At 49.2% G+C, this 15,562-nt stretch carries 15 protein-coding genes and 1 tRNA gene; 8 read left to right on the top strand and 8 right to left on the bottom strand.

What is annotated here, in order from left to right; all coding sequences use genetic code 11:
• Positions 1 to 80 precede the first annotated feature (80 nt).
• From CLV60_RS19990 to CLV60_RS19980, 3 genes are all read left to right on the top strand, one after another.
• Positions 81 to 1,187, top strand: coding sequence for an MBL fold metallo-hydrolase (locus CLV60_RS19990; protein WP_106597202.1), 1,107 nt, complete (start codon positions 81 to 83; stop codon positions 1,185 to 1,187).
• A gap of 71 nt (positions 1,188 to 1,258) precedes the next feature.
• On the top strand, positions 1,259 to 1,459 hold the full coding sequence (locus CLV60_RS19985) for a hypothetical protein (protein WP_106597127.1): 201 nt from the start codon (positions 1,259 to 1,261) through the stop codon (positions 1,457 to 1,459).
• Positions 1,460 to 1,492: 33 nt separating this feature from the next.
• Entirely contained in the window at positions 1,493 to 2,080 is a 588-nt protein-coding gene (locus tag CLV60_RS19980; protein WP_106597126.1) for a hypothetical protein, read from the top strand.
• 100 nt (positions 2,081 to 2,180) lie between these two features.
• Here the strand turns inward: CLV60_RS19980 and CLV60_RS19975 are convergent, their stop codons facing one another.
• Positions 2,181 to 2,534, bottom strand: coding sequence for a hypothetical protein (locus CLV60_RS19975; protein WP_106597125.1), 354 nt, complete (start codon positions 2,532 to 2,534; stop codon positions 2,181 to 2,183).
• 109 nt (positions 2,535 to 2,643) lie between these two features.
• The gene (locus CLV60_RS19970) at positions 2,644 to 2,979 is read right to left on the bottom strand and encodes a helix-turn-helix domain-containing protein (protein ID WP_106597124.1); all 336 of its coding nucleotides are present in this window, start codon (positions 2,977 to 2,979) and stop codon (positions 2,644 to 2,646) included.
• A gap of 100 nt (positions 2,980 to 3,079) precedes the next feature.
• Between CLV60_RS19970 and CLV60_RS19965 the strand changes: the two genes are divergently transcribed.
• Positions 3,080 to 3,352, top strand: a complete 273-nt coding sequence (locus tag CLV60_RS19965; RefSeq protein ID WP_106597123.1) for a hypothetical protein — start codon at positions 3,080 to 3,082, stop codon at positions 3,350 to 3,352.
• Positions 3,353 to 3,422: 70 nt separating this feature from the next.
• Here CLV60_RS19965 and CLV60_RS19960 read toward each other — a convergent pair whose 3' ends face one another.
• Complete coding sequence (locus CLV60_RS19960; RefSeq protein WP_106597122.1) at positions 3,423 to 5,603, bottom strand: T9SS type A sorting domain-containing protein; 2,181 nt, start codon at positions 5,601 to 5,603, stop codon at positions 3,423 to 3,425.
• Positions 5,604 to 5,969: 366 nt separating this feature from the next.
• Positions 5,970 to 6,998: an NAD-dependent epimerase/dehydratase family protein gene (locus CLV60_RS19955; RefSeq protein WP_106597121.1), complete on the bottom strand. Its 1,029-nt coding sequence runs from the start codon at positions 6,996 to 6,998 to the stop codon at positions 5,970 to 5,972.
• Positions 6,999 to 7,522: 524 nt separating this feature from the next.
• Between CLV60_RS19955 and CLV60_RS19950 the strand changes: the two genes are divergently transcribed.
• Positions 7,523 to 8,686: a tail fiber domain-containing protein gene (locus CLV60_RS19950; RefSeq protein WP_106597120.1), complete on the top strand. Its 1,164-nt coding sequence runs from the start codon at positions 7,523 to 7,525 to the stop codon at positions 8,684 to 8,686.
• 32 nt (positions 8,687 to 8,718) lie between these two features.
• Positions 8,719 to 10,218, top strand: coding sequence for a T9SS type A sorting domain-containing protein (locus tag CLV60_RS19945; RefSeq protein WP_106597119.1), 1,500 nt, complete (start codon positions 8,719 to 8,721; stop codon positions 10,216 to 10,218).
• A gap of 196 nt (positions 10,219 to 10,414) precedes the next feature.
• Here CLV60_RS19945 and CLV60_RS19940 read toward each other — a convergent pair.
• Positions 10,415 to 10,486, bottom strand: a tRNA-Glu gene (locus CLV60_RS19940).
• A 254-nt stretch (positions 10,487 to 10,740) separates the two neighbouring features.
• Between CLV60_RS19940 and CLV60_RS19935 the strand changes: the two genes are divergently transcribed.
• On the top strand, positions 10,741 to 13,227 hold the full coding sequence (locus tag CLV60_RS19935; RefSeq protein WP_106597118.1) for a M14 family zinc carboxypeptidase: 2,487 nt from the start codon (positions 10,741 to 10,743) through the stop codon (positions 13,225 to 13,227).
• 153 nt (positions 13,228 to 13,380) lie between these two features.
• Here CLV60_RS19935 and aroQ read toward each other — a convergent pair whose 3' ends face one another.
• The gene (gene aroQ / locus CLV60_RS19930; RefSeq protein ID WP_106597201.1) at positions 13,381 to 13,797 is read right to left on the bottom strand and encodes a type II 3-dehydroquinate dehydratase; all 417 of its coding nucleotides are present in this window, start codon (positions 13,795 to 13,797) and stop codon (positions 13,381 to 13,383) included.
• A gap of 34 nt (positions 13,798 to 13,831) precedes the next feature.
• On the opposite strand from aroQ, the gene xerD reads away from it, so the two are divergent.
• A complete protein-coding gene (gene xerD, locus CLV60_RS19925; RefSeq protein ID WP_106597117.1) occupies positions 13,832 to 14,728 on the top strand; it encodes a site-specific tyrosine recombinase XerD in 897 nt (298 codons plus the stop codon).
• A 4-nt stretch (positions 14,729 to 14,732) separates the two neighbouring features.
• On the opposite strand, the gene CLV60_RS19920 is transcribed toward xerD, so the two are convergent.
• Both CLV60_RS19920 and CLV60_RS19915 read right to left on the bottom strand, forming a co-directional pair.
• Positions 14,733 to 14,939 carry a hypothetical protein gene (locus tag CLV60_RS19920; RefSeq protein WP_106597116.1) on the bottom strand — a complete coding sequence of 69 codons (207 nt, stop codon included), beginning with the start codon at positions 14,937 to 14,939 and terminating at the stop codon, positions 14,733 to 14,735.
• A 1-nt stretch (position 14,940) separates the two neighbouring features.
• Entirely contained in the window at positions 14,941 to 15,450 is a 510-nt protein-coding gene (locus CLV60_RS19915) for a SixA phosphatase family protein (protein ID WP_106597200.1), read from the bottom strand.
• Positions 15,451 to 15,562: the final 112 nt, after the last annotated feature.

Raw genomic sequence — 15,562 nt, 5'->3', positions numbered from 1 at the left:
AGAAACCGTACATTCGTCCAGTTTAAACTTTCACCACTCCTCCACATGCTATGCGTAAACGGATCATTAAATTTTCCTTCATGATATTCTTCATTTTCCTGGCATTGATCGTCCTTGGCGCGTATGCATTCATGCAGCAGCCATTATTCGGAAGACACCCATCGGGCGCGCGGCTCGAAAGAATCCAAAAATCGCCGCACTACCGCGACGGGCAGTTTCAAAACGAGAGCTTTACCCCGGACCTCGCCGAAGGCAATAGTTATTTTAAGGTTTTCACGAAGTTTTTCTTCGGCAAAAGCAAATACAATGTGCCTGGTCCATTGATCCCCTCTCAAAAAACGGATCTGCTCCATTTGAAACCGGAAGAAAATGTGCTGGTATGGTTCGGGCATTCGTCGTATTTTATGCAGGTCGACGGCAAAACCATCCTCGTCGACCCGGTTTTCAGCGGCAGCGCCTCGCCTCTTAAATTCACTACACCGAGTTTCAAGGGTAGTGATATCTATAAAGTAGAAGATTTGCCTGCCATCGACTACCTCTTCATTTCGCACGACCACTGGGATCACCTCGATTATGAAACCATCCTCAAACTCAAAAACAAAGTCGGGAAGGTCATAACCGGCCTCGGTACCGGCGAGCACCTTGAATATTGGGGTTACGACGTGGCCAATATCATCGAAAAAGACTGGAACGAAAGCGCCGACCTTGGCGGCGGCTTTACGGTGAATGTAACACCCGGAAGGCATTTTTCCGGTCGAAATTTCAGCCGCAACCGTGCATTATGGGTGTCATTCGTATTGCAGACGCCGACATTAAAAATCTTCATCGGCGGAGATTCGGGTTATGACAATCATTTCAAAAAAATCGGTGCGCAATTCGGCCCGTTCGACCTTGCATTGCTGGAATGCGGCCAGTACAACGAAGCCTGGAAATACATCCATATGATGCCCGAAGAAACCGTCACCGCAGCCCGCGAGCTCGGCGCCAAAAAGCTGATGCCCGTCCATTGGGCCAAATTCGCACTCTCCATCCACGACTGGAACGAACCGATCATCCGTGCCACCGCCGAAGCTCAAAAGCAAGGTATGCCCCTGGTAACCCCGCTCATCGGACAAAAAGTGGAATTAAAAGGAAATCAGACATTTACACAATGGTGGAAGGAGGCGCGGTTGCAGCCGGAGGGGTAGGAAAAGCACCGGAAATTTTTGAACTTTGAGTATCTGACAACCGGGAGGTACTCCCTAAACACACTACGAAAATGACACAGGAACTGGTTGACAAAGTGCGGGCTTATGTGGCCGAGCGCAGGAAAGAGATCAATGGGTCAGAAGATCCCCGTCAAGCTTCGATTGATCATTTGAAGGAAGTCGGCTATTTGGATGAGAATGGCGAGGTTGCCGAGAAATATAGGGGCGGCATAACTGATAATCAGCATAAATCCGTCGCTCATCCTGCGTAGCGACATTTTTCTTCACACACTATTTTTTACATAATGCATCCCTTCCACTATTGCGATGTCGCGGTATATGGTTTTCATGGCTGCGATATCAGGGTTAAAGAGCAACTGTTGAATGGCTCTATTAAATTTCAGAGCAGCACGAACCGGTACGATTGGCTGGGTCCCGGGGTCTATTTCTGGGAAAATGATTTCATTCGGGCTCACGAATGGGCGCTGGAAGCCCACGGCAAAAATGCCGCCGTACTTGGTGCGAAAATCCGTCTAGGTCACTGCTTTGATTTATCTAATTCATTTGCCAAAGAAATCCTCCGAATTTCCTACGACGATCTGGTCCAAGACTGGAACAACACAAAGACGGCGTTTCCGGTTAACCAACCCCACCCAAGAGGTAAAGGCAATCCGGATGATTTAATTTTGAGATATCTCGATAGAGCTGTGATAGACTATGCCTTTTCGCTAGCCTCAAAAAGAAATATTCCAAGGACTTTCGACACTGTTCGCGCTCCATTTCAAGAAGGTTTCCCCGTCTACCCAGGCAGCGCATTCCGCGAGCATGACCATATTCACCTCTGTGTAAGAAATCCCGATTTACTAACGGAGCTTTTTGATCCTAGTCAATAGAAGCTGGACTATGATCTACGCAATTGGAAAGGGATCCCCAAACACAGGAAGCCGGAAAGCTGTTCTTAGGCATATTCGAATTCTATATCGGATGCCTATATCACTTCCTCCCCAACTCCCGCTCCAACTCCGCTATCCGCTCATCCTGGCTTTGCAATGCCTTACGCTGCAAATCAATGTACTCGTTTTTGGATAAAATGACATTCTCACCTGGATCGAGAACTTGGTTGACAACGCTACCATCTTTCAGCATTGTACCAGCGCCAGCAACCAGCCATTCGAGATTTATCTGAGGATATTCATTGAAAATTTTCTCCAATACTTCCACGCCGACCGTCTTGCCGTTCTTGATAGGTTTTGCCAACGCCCCCTTTGAAACGCCTATTTTCGCTTCAAACCCGGTTATTGAAGTACCGAGATAATCGATAAAGGCCTTTAAGCGGATCGAAAACATTTTTGGGTAAAACTTTCCTTAATAACTCATTTGAATTTCATGTTGAAGTAACTTGGGACAAAGACAAGGGACAAAAAATTATGGCTTTCAGGTAGTATCAAGTACTACATCACTTCCTCCCCAACTCCCGCTCCAACTCCGCTATCCGCTCATCCTGGCTTTGCAATGCCTTCCGCTGCAAATCAATGTACTCGTTTTTACTAATGGTGATGAGTTCAGCATGATTAAAAAACTCAGGCTCATTGCCGCCGCGTCCGAGCAGTAACCAATAGGGATCTACATGGAATAGGGTGATGATTTCGCTGATCGCTTCCGCAGTCAAACTTGCCGCGCCCTTTTCAAATCTATGATAGGTGCTTTGCGCAACACCTATCTTCTTAGCAAACTGTGTTTCACTAAGTTGCAAATGCTCGCGAAGTCTTCGAACTCTCTGATAATCAAACATTAATTCAAAAAGAGTAAATATTTATTCATTTTGAATTGTATTTAAATCAAATTGAATTAAATTTGGTAAAACACAATCTGTTAACCGCAAATTACACATTATGCACATCGAAACAAGTTTGGATGATCCGGCATTGGTGCCGATCAAACAGCGGCTATTACATCGTTTTGCGAAAGCGAAGGAGGCAGTCGGGCCAAGATGGCGGGAGATGCTCGCGCAACACGATCCATTCTTCGACACCCGCACGGGCGAGGCGTACATGCGATCAGTAGCGCAGGCCTATTCCGACGCCCGGCGCGGACACGTGGACCGCATCGAGCGCGTCACGCGGGCGCTTGAAAGAATCGCCGGGATCCCATCCAGCCCTATTTAAAGCATTAATACAAAAAAACGGCCGGGTCTCAACAACCCGGCCGTTTGGCATTCTAATGCTATTTGATTGATTATTCAGCCTTGATAAAGCGCAGCTTCGTCGCTTCGCCTCCATGGTTGATTTTCACAAAGTAATGTCCGCCGTTCAGTTTCTTCACATTCAGGCGATGGGTGTTTTTGCCTTCTGTGATATGGATCGACGCATTGCTCACCGGCTGACCGGCCAGGTTGTAGATCGTAACGTCCGAAGTTCCGGCGGTGCGGGATGAGAACTGGATGTTCACATAATCCTGAGCAGGGTTTGGTGCGATCACCGTTCCTGAAATAATGCCCGGATTAACCGCAACGATTTTACTTTTGGTATAAGTACCGTCGATATCGATCTGCTTCAATTGGTAGTAGTTTGTACCCAAGAGCGGATTCGCATCCAGGAAGCTGTATTTGCCGATACGCTGGTCGGTGAGCGCTACTTTGCCCAGAATCTCTTCGTTCTGCATACGATCGTCATAGCGCAGTACTTCGAATTCTTTTCCGTCTTTTTCTTCCACAACATTCCAGGTAAGTTCCACCCCTTTTTCAACGGATTTACCTTCAAAGTTCGAAATGTAGATCGGAAGCGGAACGTTCACGCCAAATGCGATGGTCGAAGGTGTCGATTTACAGTTTCCACCCTGAATTTCGAGGGTATATGCACCAGTTGCTAATGTATTGTAGCTGATCGTCGGTTTGTTGCTCGTAGGCGCAACGCTGTTCTGGCGCATAAGAACGCCGTCTTTTTTGACCTTCCAGTCGATCGCAAATACATTATCCCCATCGAAAAGGAATTGCAAGCCTGTTTCACCAGAGGATACGATCGACTGCAAACTTGGACCGCGGGTACATGCCGTACGTGTGTCGGCCGCCGAAACACTGAAACTCTTCGTAGCCACCGATGCCGCTTTGCAATCCTCAGCTTTCATTTCGAAAGTATAAGTACCATTTTGCAGGTAGCTGAATGTCAGGTTAGTTGTATTGGAAGTAAGGGTACCGGTTTTACCACTTGCGACCGCGAAATTGCTGCCATCCAAGATTCTCCATGAGAACACGTGCAGATTAGTACCGGCAAAATTGATTGTAGCGCTCCTTGGCGTGATGGATCCGACGCTGCTTACGGATGGGCCGTTCAAACAGTCGGGAATCGTTACCACCGGCTCGTTGATCGTGAATGCGCGGCTGCTCACTCCCGAAGAGCAGTTGTTGCCTTCGATTTCCAATGTATAATTGCCCGGAGCAAGCGAAGAGTACGATATGTTTGTCGAAGTCGCACCGCCGAAATCATTTGTCGTGCCTGATCTTACCTCGGTACTACCCGATTTAATCCGCCATTTCAGGCTGGTAACACCGGAGCCGGTAAAAGAAACCGTCAAAGCCGTTTGGCTGATGTTGCTCACGTTGCTGATGGCCGGGCCGGATGCACAGTTATTATCAGGTAGCGGAGTGGCTGTCTTAGGAGCATTTGGCCAGAAACAGCCTGTAACCATGGCGGTAGTCAATACACCTCTCCATTGCGGATCTAGGTAGCTACCGTTGTTTCCTGTAACGGTCTCGGACAGCAATCCCATGTAGTAGTTATCCTCACGCGAATCGTTCTCTCCCTGCTTGATTTTCACACGCAACAAACCATCCACATACTTAATAAACTGGTAGGTATTACCAGTACTACCTACAAACACACCCAAACGGTTACCATCCGGCATTACGACACCGTTACAGGTAATCTGGCCCGCGCCATTGGTTCCTAGCATGTTCACAGGTGCCGTGCTCGGGTCAACCGGGTTAATACAGCCGAGAATCAGCGCGTCGTTCGAAGCATTGGGCTGGAAAGTCCCTTCTTGCAAATGGTAAAGAATAAACAGGTTATCCGCAATGGTACCTGCCCAGTTGAGGTATATCCGGTTGTCCTTAAGAAGAATATTCACCGCTTTGCCGTCGCCTGTTCTTCCGAGGTACTCGCCGTCGGTCCAGGTACGGCCTCCGCATGAGACGCGGGAAGCCAGAGGCGCAGCCGCCTTAGCCGCAATGGTAAAAGATTCGTCCGCAGACTCTGCATAAGGATTCCTGATGTTGTAAGAACCGTTCAGGTCATTTGCAATACTGCTTTCCAGATTTACGCTGTCCACAGGCATTCCCATGCTTCCAGCGTCGTTGTTAGGAGCCGCTGCCACTGAGCTTATCACTCCTCCCGCAAAAACAAGTTTCAGTAAAAATTTCATAGAGCGTAAAAAATAAGTGGGCGATGCGAACGGAATAATCGAATGTTATATACAATTTGAAGCCGATACTTTCGTTCGTTCCAAATATACTACAAAGACCTAGAAAAGATTTTATACTTGTAGAATAATATTGCTCGCAAAATCATTGAAACGCTCCACTCGATAAGCAATAAATTAACAAAATCGGCCCTAGTGTATTCTCAGACACAATTTTTGTGACAAGCAACCCTAAAATTTAATGAGAAAAATAAAAGTTGAAAAAATGCAAAATCTGCAAATGACTGATCCTAAGCGAGAACTAGCTCCACAATTGCGTGAACTAGTTGGTAAATCGAGATTGAAATAAGAAGCAATTTGGAAGGTTGTTCAGCCATAATAGGCCATTAGCCGGTTGCTATATTCGAGGTACCACCGGGCAAATTCCGCTATTCCCCGGCTGAGGGAAACCTGAGGTTTATAATGCGTGATCTTTTCAAGGTTTTCACCACTTGCCCAGGTTCTGGGGACATCTCCTGCCTGCATTGGTAAAAAATGTTTGATCGCTTTTGCCCCCAAACTCCATTCGAGTTCTTCAATAAATTTCATGAGATTGACAGGCGACCCATTGCCGATATTCAATACCCGGTACGGCGGCTCTTCATCAAAATTCGCGGTCATGGTCTGCGCCACACTTTCTACAATGTCGCCGACAAATGTAAAGTCGCGCTCCATTTCTCCATTATTAAATACCTGGATCGGCTCACCTTCCTGGATCGCCCGGGCGAAGAGCATCGGTGCCATGTCGGGACGCCCCCATGGGCCATACACCGTAAAGAACCGCAGGCACGTGACGGGTATTTGATAGAGATGACTGTATGCATGCGCCATCAGTTCATTGCCCTTCTTTGTTGCCGCATAGAGACTCATCGGTGAATCGGCTTTATCATCTTCCACAAACGGGATTTTAGCATTCGCGCCGTACACCGACGATGACGATGCATGTACAAGATGCCTGGGCGGGAAATAGCGGCATGCTTCCAGCACGTAATGAAACCCGATGATGTTGGACTGCACATAAACATCCGGGTTCTCGATCGAGTACCGCACACCCGCCTGCGCGGCGAGATTGATCACATAATCGAACCGTTCCGACTGAAAAAGACTGAAAAGCTGCTGCTTATCTTCCAGGTTCATCCGCACGAACCGGTAACGGCTGCTAACCGAGCTTTGTACAAGCTGGTACCATTTGATCTGGTCCTGCCTGATTCCCGTTTCTTTGAGCCTCGCGTATTTGAGCTGGGGCGAATAATAATCGTTGATATTATCGAGGCCTACTACTTCGAAACCCTCTTGGAGCAGCTTCACCACAGTATGAAACCCGATAAACCCCGCGCTGCCGGTTACCAATACTTTCATAAAGAAATATACCGATTGACCGGATTGGAAGTAACTGCACCTTACAGATTTAACGAATTCTTCACATCCGAAACAAAGGTTCTCGTGCACGCCTGAAGGTGCACGCCGACATGCTTTCCGACCACTTTCAAACCGCACAACTACACTATCGGTCACATATCATGCGATATGTATTGAATTATTTCGACTAATAAATTATATATTATATTAGAAATACTTCGCAATATTTGGAAAACATAGCGGCTCACCCGGGACGTCGCTCTTCGCAACTCAACGTTTTCAGGCAATCACTTCCTATATGAGAACCAGCACTATACACATACCCAGTCAATTCCATTCTACCACCTTCCCTCACCCGCAAGTTAGTACCGGTCTTCACAGCCCGGATCGCTAGCCATTGTTCCATGCTTGCAATCTGTATTTGAAACCTTCGAATGTCCAAGGCAAAGGATCACTATGCCCGAACAAAATGTAACCGTTTTTACACCTAATCTTTACTTGACGTCCATTTAACCATTTAACTCATGAAAAAAACTACTTACCTGGCAGCAACGCTGCTCTCATTTGCATGCGCTGCCGTGTTCGCTCAAACAGGAAATGTGGGCATCGGAACCACTTCGCCGGGAAGCAAGCTTTCCGTCAATGGCAACACCGCAATCGGAAGTACGTTTGCCAATTCGGCCGCCCCGGCCAACAGTGCCGCCATCGAGGGCCAGCTTTCAGTGGGAACGCTCGCACCGGTTGGTTTAATAGAAGTGGTTGCCGACAACAAAGGTACCGGTGCCGGTAACGATCATTATTTTAAAGGATACGGAACCTCAACCGGGCCGGGTCTATTTCTGATGTCCGCGCAAGGCACTTACGCCTCTCCGACCCCGCTGGCCAATAATGATATAATCGGAGGATTGTATTTTGGTCCGTATGCCAATGGCTTCTTTACAACATCCGCGAACGTCATGGGCATTTACAAAGGTGATGGAACTTCTAACCAAACAGCAATTGCCTTCAATACTTCCGGTAATCTCGAGAGAATGCGGGTCAACGAAGACGGAAACGTGACTATCGGGGTAGTTGACCCCTTCGTAGGTTTCTCCGAGAACTCAAGACTTTCCCTGCAAACTCCATCAGGCGTTGGTCAATGGATCAGGTCTTCCAGCAGCGATTTGAACGGGCTCTTAACTCTCGAGAAGGCCACTGCCGGAACAGGTCTTGACCAATTTATTATGTTTAGAGCCGGAGGTACCTATTATGGAAACATATCTGCCGGTGCAGGGAGCGGGGTAACTTACAACTCCACCTCGGATCAACGCTTGAAAGAGAATATTCGCGATACAAAGTATGGCATTGAGGACCTGATGAAAATTCAGGTTAGCGACTATAACTACAAGGCCAACAAAACAACCAACCACACGGGGTACATTGCCCAGCAGCTTTACACGGTGTTTCCGGAAGCTGTTACCAGAGGTGGCGCTGATGTTTCGAAACCCTGGATGGTCGATTACAGTAAAATGACCCCACTGCTTACCAAAGCGATTCAGGACCAGCAGGCCGAAATCGAAGCATTGAAAAAAGAGAATGCAGCACTCAAAGGAGGCATGGCCGGGATGAGCAGCGAGCTCAATGGCTTAAAAGCAAGCGTTGAAAAGCTCCTAGGCAACGGCGGTGCCGACAAGTCGGTGGCGAAGTAATTTCCCTTTCTCTCTTTCAACCGGATTTAATTATGAAAAGAAAACACATCAACATGGCCGTCGGCGGCATGCTGCTGTTGGGCTTCCAGCAGGCCAATGCCCAGGTCTTTGTTGACGGGACCACATTTAACAATTTCGGTTACGTCAGCAATTACGACACGCACACCGAAGTAACCAGCGCCGTGGGATCAGCTTATACGGCTGCATTTGGCTCGATATTCGATCATTTCGAATCGGCTACCAATGCCCTAAGGGTAAATGGCTCCTACAACGCGAACGGTACCGGCGGCAGTACCGACAATTTCAACGGCCCGCTGGGCTCTCCGGGTGCGCAACAGATAAGCGGAACCGTGGCACCCAATTTTTCGACGCTGGTACTCAAAAATGGCGCCGCCAGCCAGTTTGATATCACCAATACGGCGGGGGCGAATGTATTTACATCGGCGAATTTCCAGAACGGCATTACCACAACAGTTCGGGCGAATACATCAGCCGGTGAATTGCGCTTTCAAAATGACGCATCATACACCGGCGGGACCACGGACGCGCAACATATAAACGGCTACGTGGGCAAGGTGGGGAACGACTCATTCAGCTTCCCAGTCGGAAGCGGCACCGATTCCCGCTTGCTGTCCATATCCGCCCCGGCGAGTGCAACAGCGCACCTGTCAACCGCCTACCAGACTTCCAATATCGAAGATGCCAGTGCAGTTTCGGCGCCGATTGAATCAGTATTTACATTGGGTAGCTGGGACTGGATCGCCGCCAATGCAACCGACGATGATGGCCTGGCCGTCACCGTTTCGATGCCTGACGCCGCCGGCTTTGCTGCAACCTCAAACCTGCGTCTGATCGGATGGAACGGCTCATCATGGATCGATCTGAGCGGCGCTGCCAACGCAACAGGCAACACCGAGGGCAGCACGATCAGCGGCACCATTCCGGCGGGCACGACCATCACCCAGATCGGCATTGGGTCAGTTGCACCGCCATTGCCCGTAACATTGGTGGCGTTCGACGTTGTTCCTGAAAACCAAACGGCACTCCTTTCCTGGTCGACGAGCATGGAGACTAACAGTGAGTCTTTCGAAGTCCAGCAAAGTACCGACACCCGTAACTGGGCTGTAATCGGGTCTGTCAAATCATATGGCGAAAGCAATGTCCTTAAAGAATATCGCTTCGTCGACAAAGCCCCATTGGCCGGAAAGAACTACTACCGCCTTAAAATGATCGACCGGGACGGGACGTTTGCATACAGCCGCATCCGCACCGCCGAATTTGAAAAAGGAGCGCTCATCATATGGCCAAATCCGGCGACTGATAGAATCACCGTTCACACGGGCAATGGTAGGTCGGTTTCTCGCATTCAGATCATTTCAGCTGCCGGTATCATCGTTTCCGAGCATATTCGACCGGCAGGATTCGAAAGTGACCAGTCGCTGGATGTAAAAAATCTCGTGAGCGGGACATACCTCGTCCGGCTGGTTCAAACTGACGGCACTGTCAACACACACAGATTCGTTAAGAAGTAGATCGCACGATTATCGTGCGATGCACATCATGCAAAAAGCGCGGAAGCGGTGATATGAAAACATACCACCGCTTCCGCATTTTTTGCAAAGGCGCCGACGCGAACGAGCCGACGTAATGCAAGAAAAAAAGCCAGTCAAGATGATGCATCTGACTGGCTTTAAACAAGTTACTTAAAAGTGCCGTTGCACGGTTTTGTGACCCATAGGGGAATCGAACCCCTGTTTCAACCGTGAAAGGGTCGTGTCCTAACCGCTAGACGAATGGGCCGACTGGTCTCCTACTTCGTGCGTTTTTTCAACACTTTCTTTCACTTTTTCCGTTTGCGTTTCCGTAACGTGGTGCAAAGATGCAGGGTCGGATTTTAAAAAGCAAGTTCCGGCCGCAAATAAAAATCAATTAATTTTTAGTTAACTCATTTTCAACAAGATTTAACACAAACTTTTTTTTATCACTTTCGCCGTGGCTGTAATTCCGGTAACTTTTTAACTTTGGGTTTACCTACTTACGCCGTTTCACTTCCTATGACCAGACTGATCCGCTTCCTTTTCATTTTGCTTTCGATTCAAACTGCATTTGCACAAACTCAGACGCCGGATCAATTCCTGGGCTTCCCGCTCGGTTCCCGATTTGCGTACCACCATCTGATCGTTGACTATTTCAAAACGGTTCAGTCACAAAACGCCGACAGGATGAAGCTCGTCCGATATGGCACCACCAATGAGGGCCGCCCGCTGATGCTTGCATTTGTGTCTTCACCGGAAAACATCGCGAAACTCGAAACGATCCGCACCAATCACCTGAAAAGTATCGGCCTGCTCCCAGGCAAAGCCGATGCCGCCGTCCCGCCGATCGTCTGGCTGAGCTACAATGTCCATGGGAACGAATCGGTGTCGGCCAACACGAGTATGAAAGTGCTCTACGAGCTGCTCAACAAAGACAACGCACTCACACAGGATTTTCTCAAAAACATGGTGATCCTCGTCGACCCCTGCATCAATCCCGACGGTTACGAGCGCTATACACAATGGTACAACCGTGTTCAAAATGCTTCACCAGATGTTACACCATTTGCACTCGAACATGACGAACCGTGGCCCGGCGGGCGTTTCAACCACTACCTTTTCGACCTCAACCGCGATTGGGCCTGGCAAACGCAGAAGGAAACCCAGGAGCGCATTGCATTGTACAACCAGTGGATGCCGCATTTCCACGCTGATTTCCACGAAATGGGCGCCGCGCGGAGCTACTACTTCCCTCCTGCCGCAAAGCCCTACAATAAGGACGTAACAGCCTGGCAACGTCAGTTCAACGACCTCGTGGGCGAGTATTGCCGCAAGTATTTCGATAAAAACAACTGGGCCTACTTCACACGGAACGACTACGACTTGTTTTACCCCAGCTACGGCGACACCTGGCCAACGGCCAATGGCGCCATAGGCGTTACGTACGAGCAAGGCGGGGGCGGACGCGCGGGCCTCGCGCTCGAACGCGTGAACGAACATGATACGCTTACCCTTAACAACCGCATTGCGCATCACTACGCTACCAGCCTGGCCACATTGGAAGCGGTAATGTCCCAAAAGGAAAAAGTCGTAACCGAGTTTATCCGCTTTCATCAGGACGCAGCCACCTCGCCGGCAGGAAATTTCAAAACCTATGTAATCAAAGCCGGCAATGGTGAAAATACGCGGGCATTCGGTAAATGGCTCGATCGCCAGGGGTTCAACTACGGTATCGCGGGTAAATCATCGTCGGCGAAAGGTACGGAGCTAACTACCCTAACCGAACAGACGCTCAAAATAGATGATAATGACCTGTTGATCAGCGCCTATCAACCCAAATCCAATTTACTGCGCATCCTGTTTGATCCTAAGCCGGCGCTCGAAGATTCTGTGACATACGATGTTACCAGCTGGGGCCTCGCCTATATTTTCGGATTAAAGGCCTATGGTTTGAAAGAAAAACTGGCGCCGGCTGCCATTCAGGCAGTTGCGGCTGAAAACACGATACCCGCCTCTCCGCCTTACGCCTATCTGGCCAACTGGTCGAATGCAACGGATGCCGCTTTCCTGGCGGAACTCTTGAAGGGTGGCGTGCTGGTCAAAACCTCCAATACGCCGTTTGAAATGGACAAAAACAGCTACGCGGCCGGTACATTGATCATCACGCGAAAGGGCAATGAACGCATTCCGTTCGATAACCTGGTTACGTCACTGGCAAACAAGCACGCCGTGAAACTCACGCCCGTCAAAACCGGCTTCGTGAGCACCGGTCCTGATTTCGGGAATGACAACGTCGTGGCGCTCAAAGCGCCGAAAGTGGTGGCCGTGGCTGGTGACGGCGTTTCTGCCACAGCATTTGGGGCAGTCTGGCATTATTTCGAACAACAGATCAAATACCCGGTAACGATTGTCAACGCCGCCAAACTGGCTACCCTGCCCTGGAACGAAGTCGATGTATTGATTCTGCCGGACGGCCGCTATGGCGACATTATCCAGGACAAGCAGTTCGAAGCCCTTCAAGGCTGGATCAAAAATGGCGGCAAGCTGATCGCCATGGAGCACGCCACCGATGCATTCGTCAATAAACCGGGTTTTGGTTTAACCAAAAAATTCTCCGACAAAAGGAAAGACGAGGATACTTTCAAAAAATACGGCGAACAGCAGCGTGAAGACGCGAGCGACTCCTCGCCGGGCAGCATGTTCCAGATCACGATGGATCGCACCCACCCGCTCGCATTTGGGTGCGGCGATGCCTATTTCACGATCGTCCGCGACGCCTACGAGCGCGATTACCTCAAAGAAGGCTGGAATGTGGGCTATTTGAAAGAAGATAATTACAAAGCCGGATTCGTGGGTACCAAGATGGCCGGCAAGCTGAAAAACACCCTCATCATCGGCGCCCAGGAAATGGGCCGCGGGCAGGTAATCTACCTGATGGACGACCCGGTGTTCCGTGCAATGTTGGAAAAGGGCAAGGTGCTGTTTGGGAACGCGGTGTTTAGGTAGTTTTGAATGGTCACTATTGTCAAAAATAGTCAGGTGTAGTCAAGTGTTGTCAGATTCGGCTTTAATCGTTTACATTTAGAATTTCAACATCTATAACTATGCCTGACAATCAATGACCATCTTGACAATATCTGACCACATCTGACGATTCGGTCATAGAAAATACCTTACCGCCAATTCATACCCCCTAAGCCCCAACCCGGCAACGATGCCCTTGCAGCGTGACGTAAGGTAACTGTGATGCCGGAACGACTCACGAGCGTGGATATTTGAAATATGTACTTCAACCGCCGGTGTGGTAACGGACGATAGCGCATCCGCGAGGGCAATGGACGTATGCGTGTAACCGCCTGCATTAATCACGATCCCGTCGAATGAGAAGCCTACTTCATGAATTTTATCGATCAGCGCTCCCTCGTGGTTCGACTGGAAGTAATGCAGCTCTACGTCCGGAAAAATAGGTTTCAGCGTTTCGAAATAATCTTCGAATGATTGATTCCCGTACACACCGGGCTCTCTTTTGCCCAAAAGATTCAGGTTCGGGCCGTTCAGGATCAATATCTTTTTCATTTGCTTTGTAGCATTCATTAATTCTTCTTTCGCTATGTGGCAAAGCTACATCAAACATTTTAAAAATTATCTCCGACTCGAACGCTCGCTGTCGGGCAACTCGGTGGAAGCATATGTACGGGATGTGGAAAAGCTGGAAGAATTTCTGGAACTAAGCAAAATCGACGTTGCGCCTGCCCGCGTGCAGGAAGAGCACCTTTCGGCATTCCTCAAATACATTGCCGAGCTCGGCCTCGCAGCGCATTCGCAGGCGCGCATGCTCTCGGGAATCAAGGCGTTTTTCAAATATTTATTATTGGAAAACGAAATCACGGAAGACCCCACGGAACTGCTGGAATCCCCTCGCCTGCCGCGTAAACTACCCGATGTGCTTTCCTATGAAGAAATTGAAACAATGCTCAGCGCTATCGACCATTCCACGCCCGAAGGCACCCGGAACCGTGCGATCATTGAGGTATTGTATAGTTCGGGGCTGCGCGTTTCGGAGCTCACGGACCTTCAACTAACCAACTGCCATTTCGATATCGGCTTCCTGCGCATTATCGGGAAGGGCGACAAAATGCGGCTGGTACCTATTGGCCGCGAGGCTATTAAATACACGCAAATCTACCTCGACCACGTGCGCGGCGATATTGCACCTCAAAAGGGCAGTGAAGACATTGTGTTTCTGAACCGGCGCGGCGGCCAACTTTCACGGGTGATGATCTTCCTGATGATCAAAGATGCGTCCGAAAAAGCGGGGATCTACAAAAACGTCAGTCCGCATACGTTCCGGCATTCGTTCGCGACGCATCTCATCGAAGGGGGAGCGAGCTTGCGGGCGGTGCAGGAAATGCTGGGACACGAGTCCATTACCACTACCGAGATTTACACCCACCTCGACCGCGATTACCTCCGCCAAATCATCACCGAATTTCATCCCAGAAGCTGAGCGGCTATTCTTCCACTTCTTTCAAAAGCGAATCCAGTTTCAGGGAGTCGGAGTCGGGCGTAGCACCGGGTAGTGCCCGTTTCAATTGTTTGGGTTTGTTCCATGGCGCTGTTGTACGGCTCGACATATCGTATGAAATGTAGGCAAACAACGCTACGAATGCGATAAAAACGAAAATGAATATTTTCCTGTTACGATTTGGCTGTTCCATTTTAATCCTCTTCTTCTCTCACCTGCTTAGGCGTCTTGTAACGCACCAGATCACCCGTTTTGGCAGATATTTCTTCCCATTTCTGATCCTTAAATTCAATAAATGCTGCGCTTCCTTTTTTCATGGAACCGATGCTTGCGCCCGACAGGTATTCCGCGAAATAGGTAATGTCGGGATTATGGCCGAACAACATCAGCGTCGAATACTGTTCCGAAGCGCCGGTCACGGCTTGCAGGTACGCCCTGGGGCCGCCGTCATAAATCCCCTCCTGTTTCTGAATCTCATCGACCGACACTTTAAATTGCCCTGCAATAATCTCGGCCGTCTTGAATGCCCGTGAGGCCGGGCTCGACACGAAGACATCGGGTTTTACGCCCTCCTGCACCAGCCATTTCCCCATTGCAAGCGACTCCGACAAGCCCTTACTGTTCAGATTTCTGTCAAAGTCCTTGATTCTGAAACTCTGGTCTTCTGCGGTTGCGTGCCGGACTAAAATGAGGGTCTTTTTCATGTGCTGGTTTTTTCTCCAAAAGTAAATAATCTGCTTTTCTAAAACTGCCGGTTCAGCCCGAAAAATTGGAACGGTTATTTTCAACCACTTAATACCGATAAACTACCTTTTG

Source organism: Dyadobacter jiangsuensis, assembly GCF_003014695.1.
Lineage (GTDB): Bacteria > Bacteroidota > Bacteroidia > Cytophagales > Spirosomataceae > Dyadobacter > Dyadobacter jiangsuensis.
The sequence above is the reverse complement of the archived record's forward strand: the minus strand, read 5'-3'. Positions and strand labels throughout refer to the sequence as shown.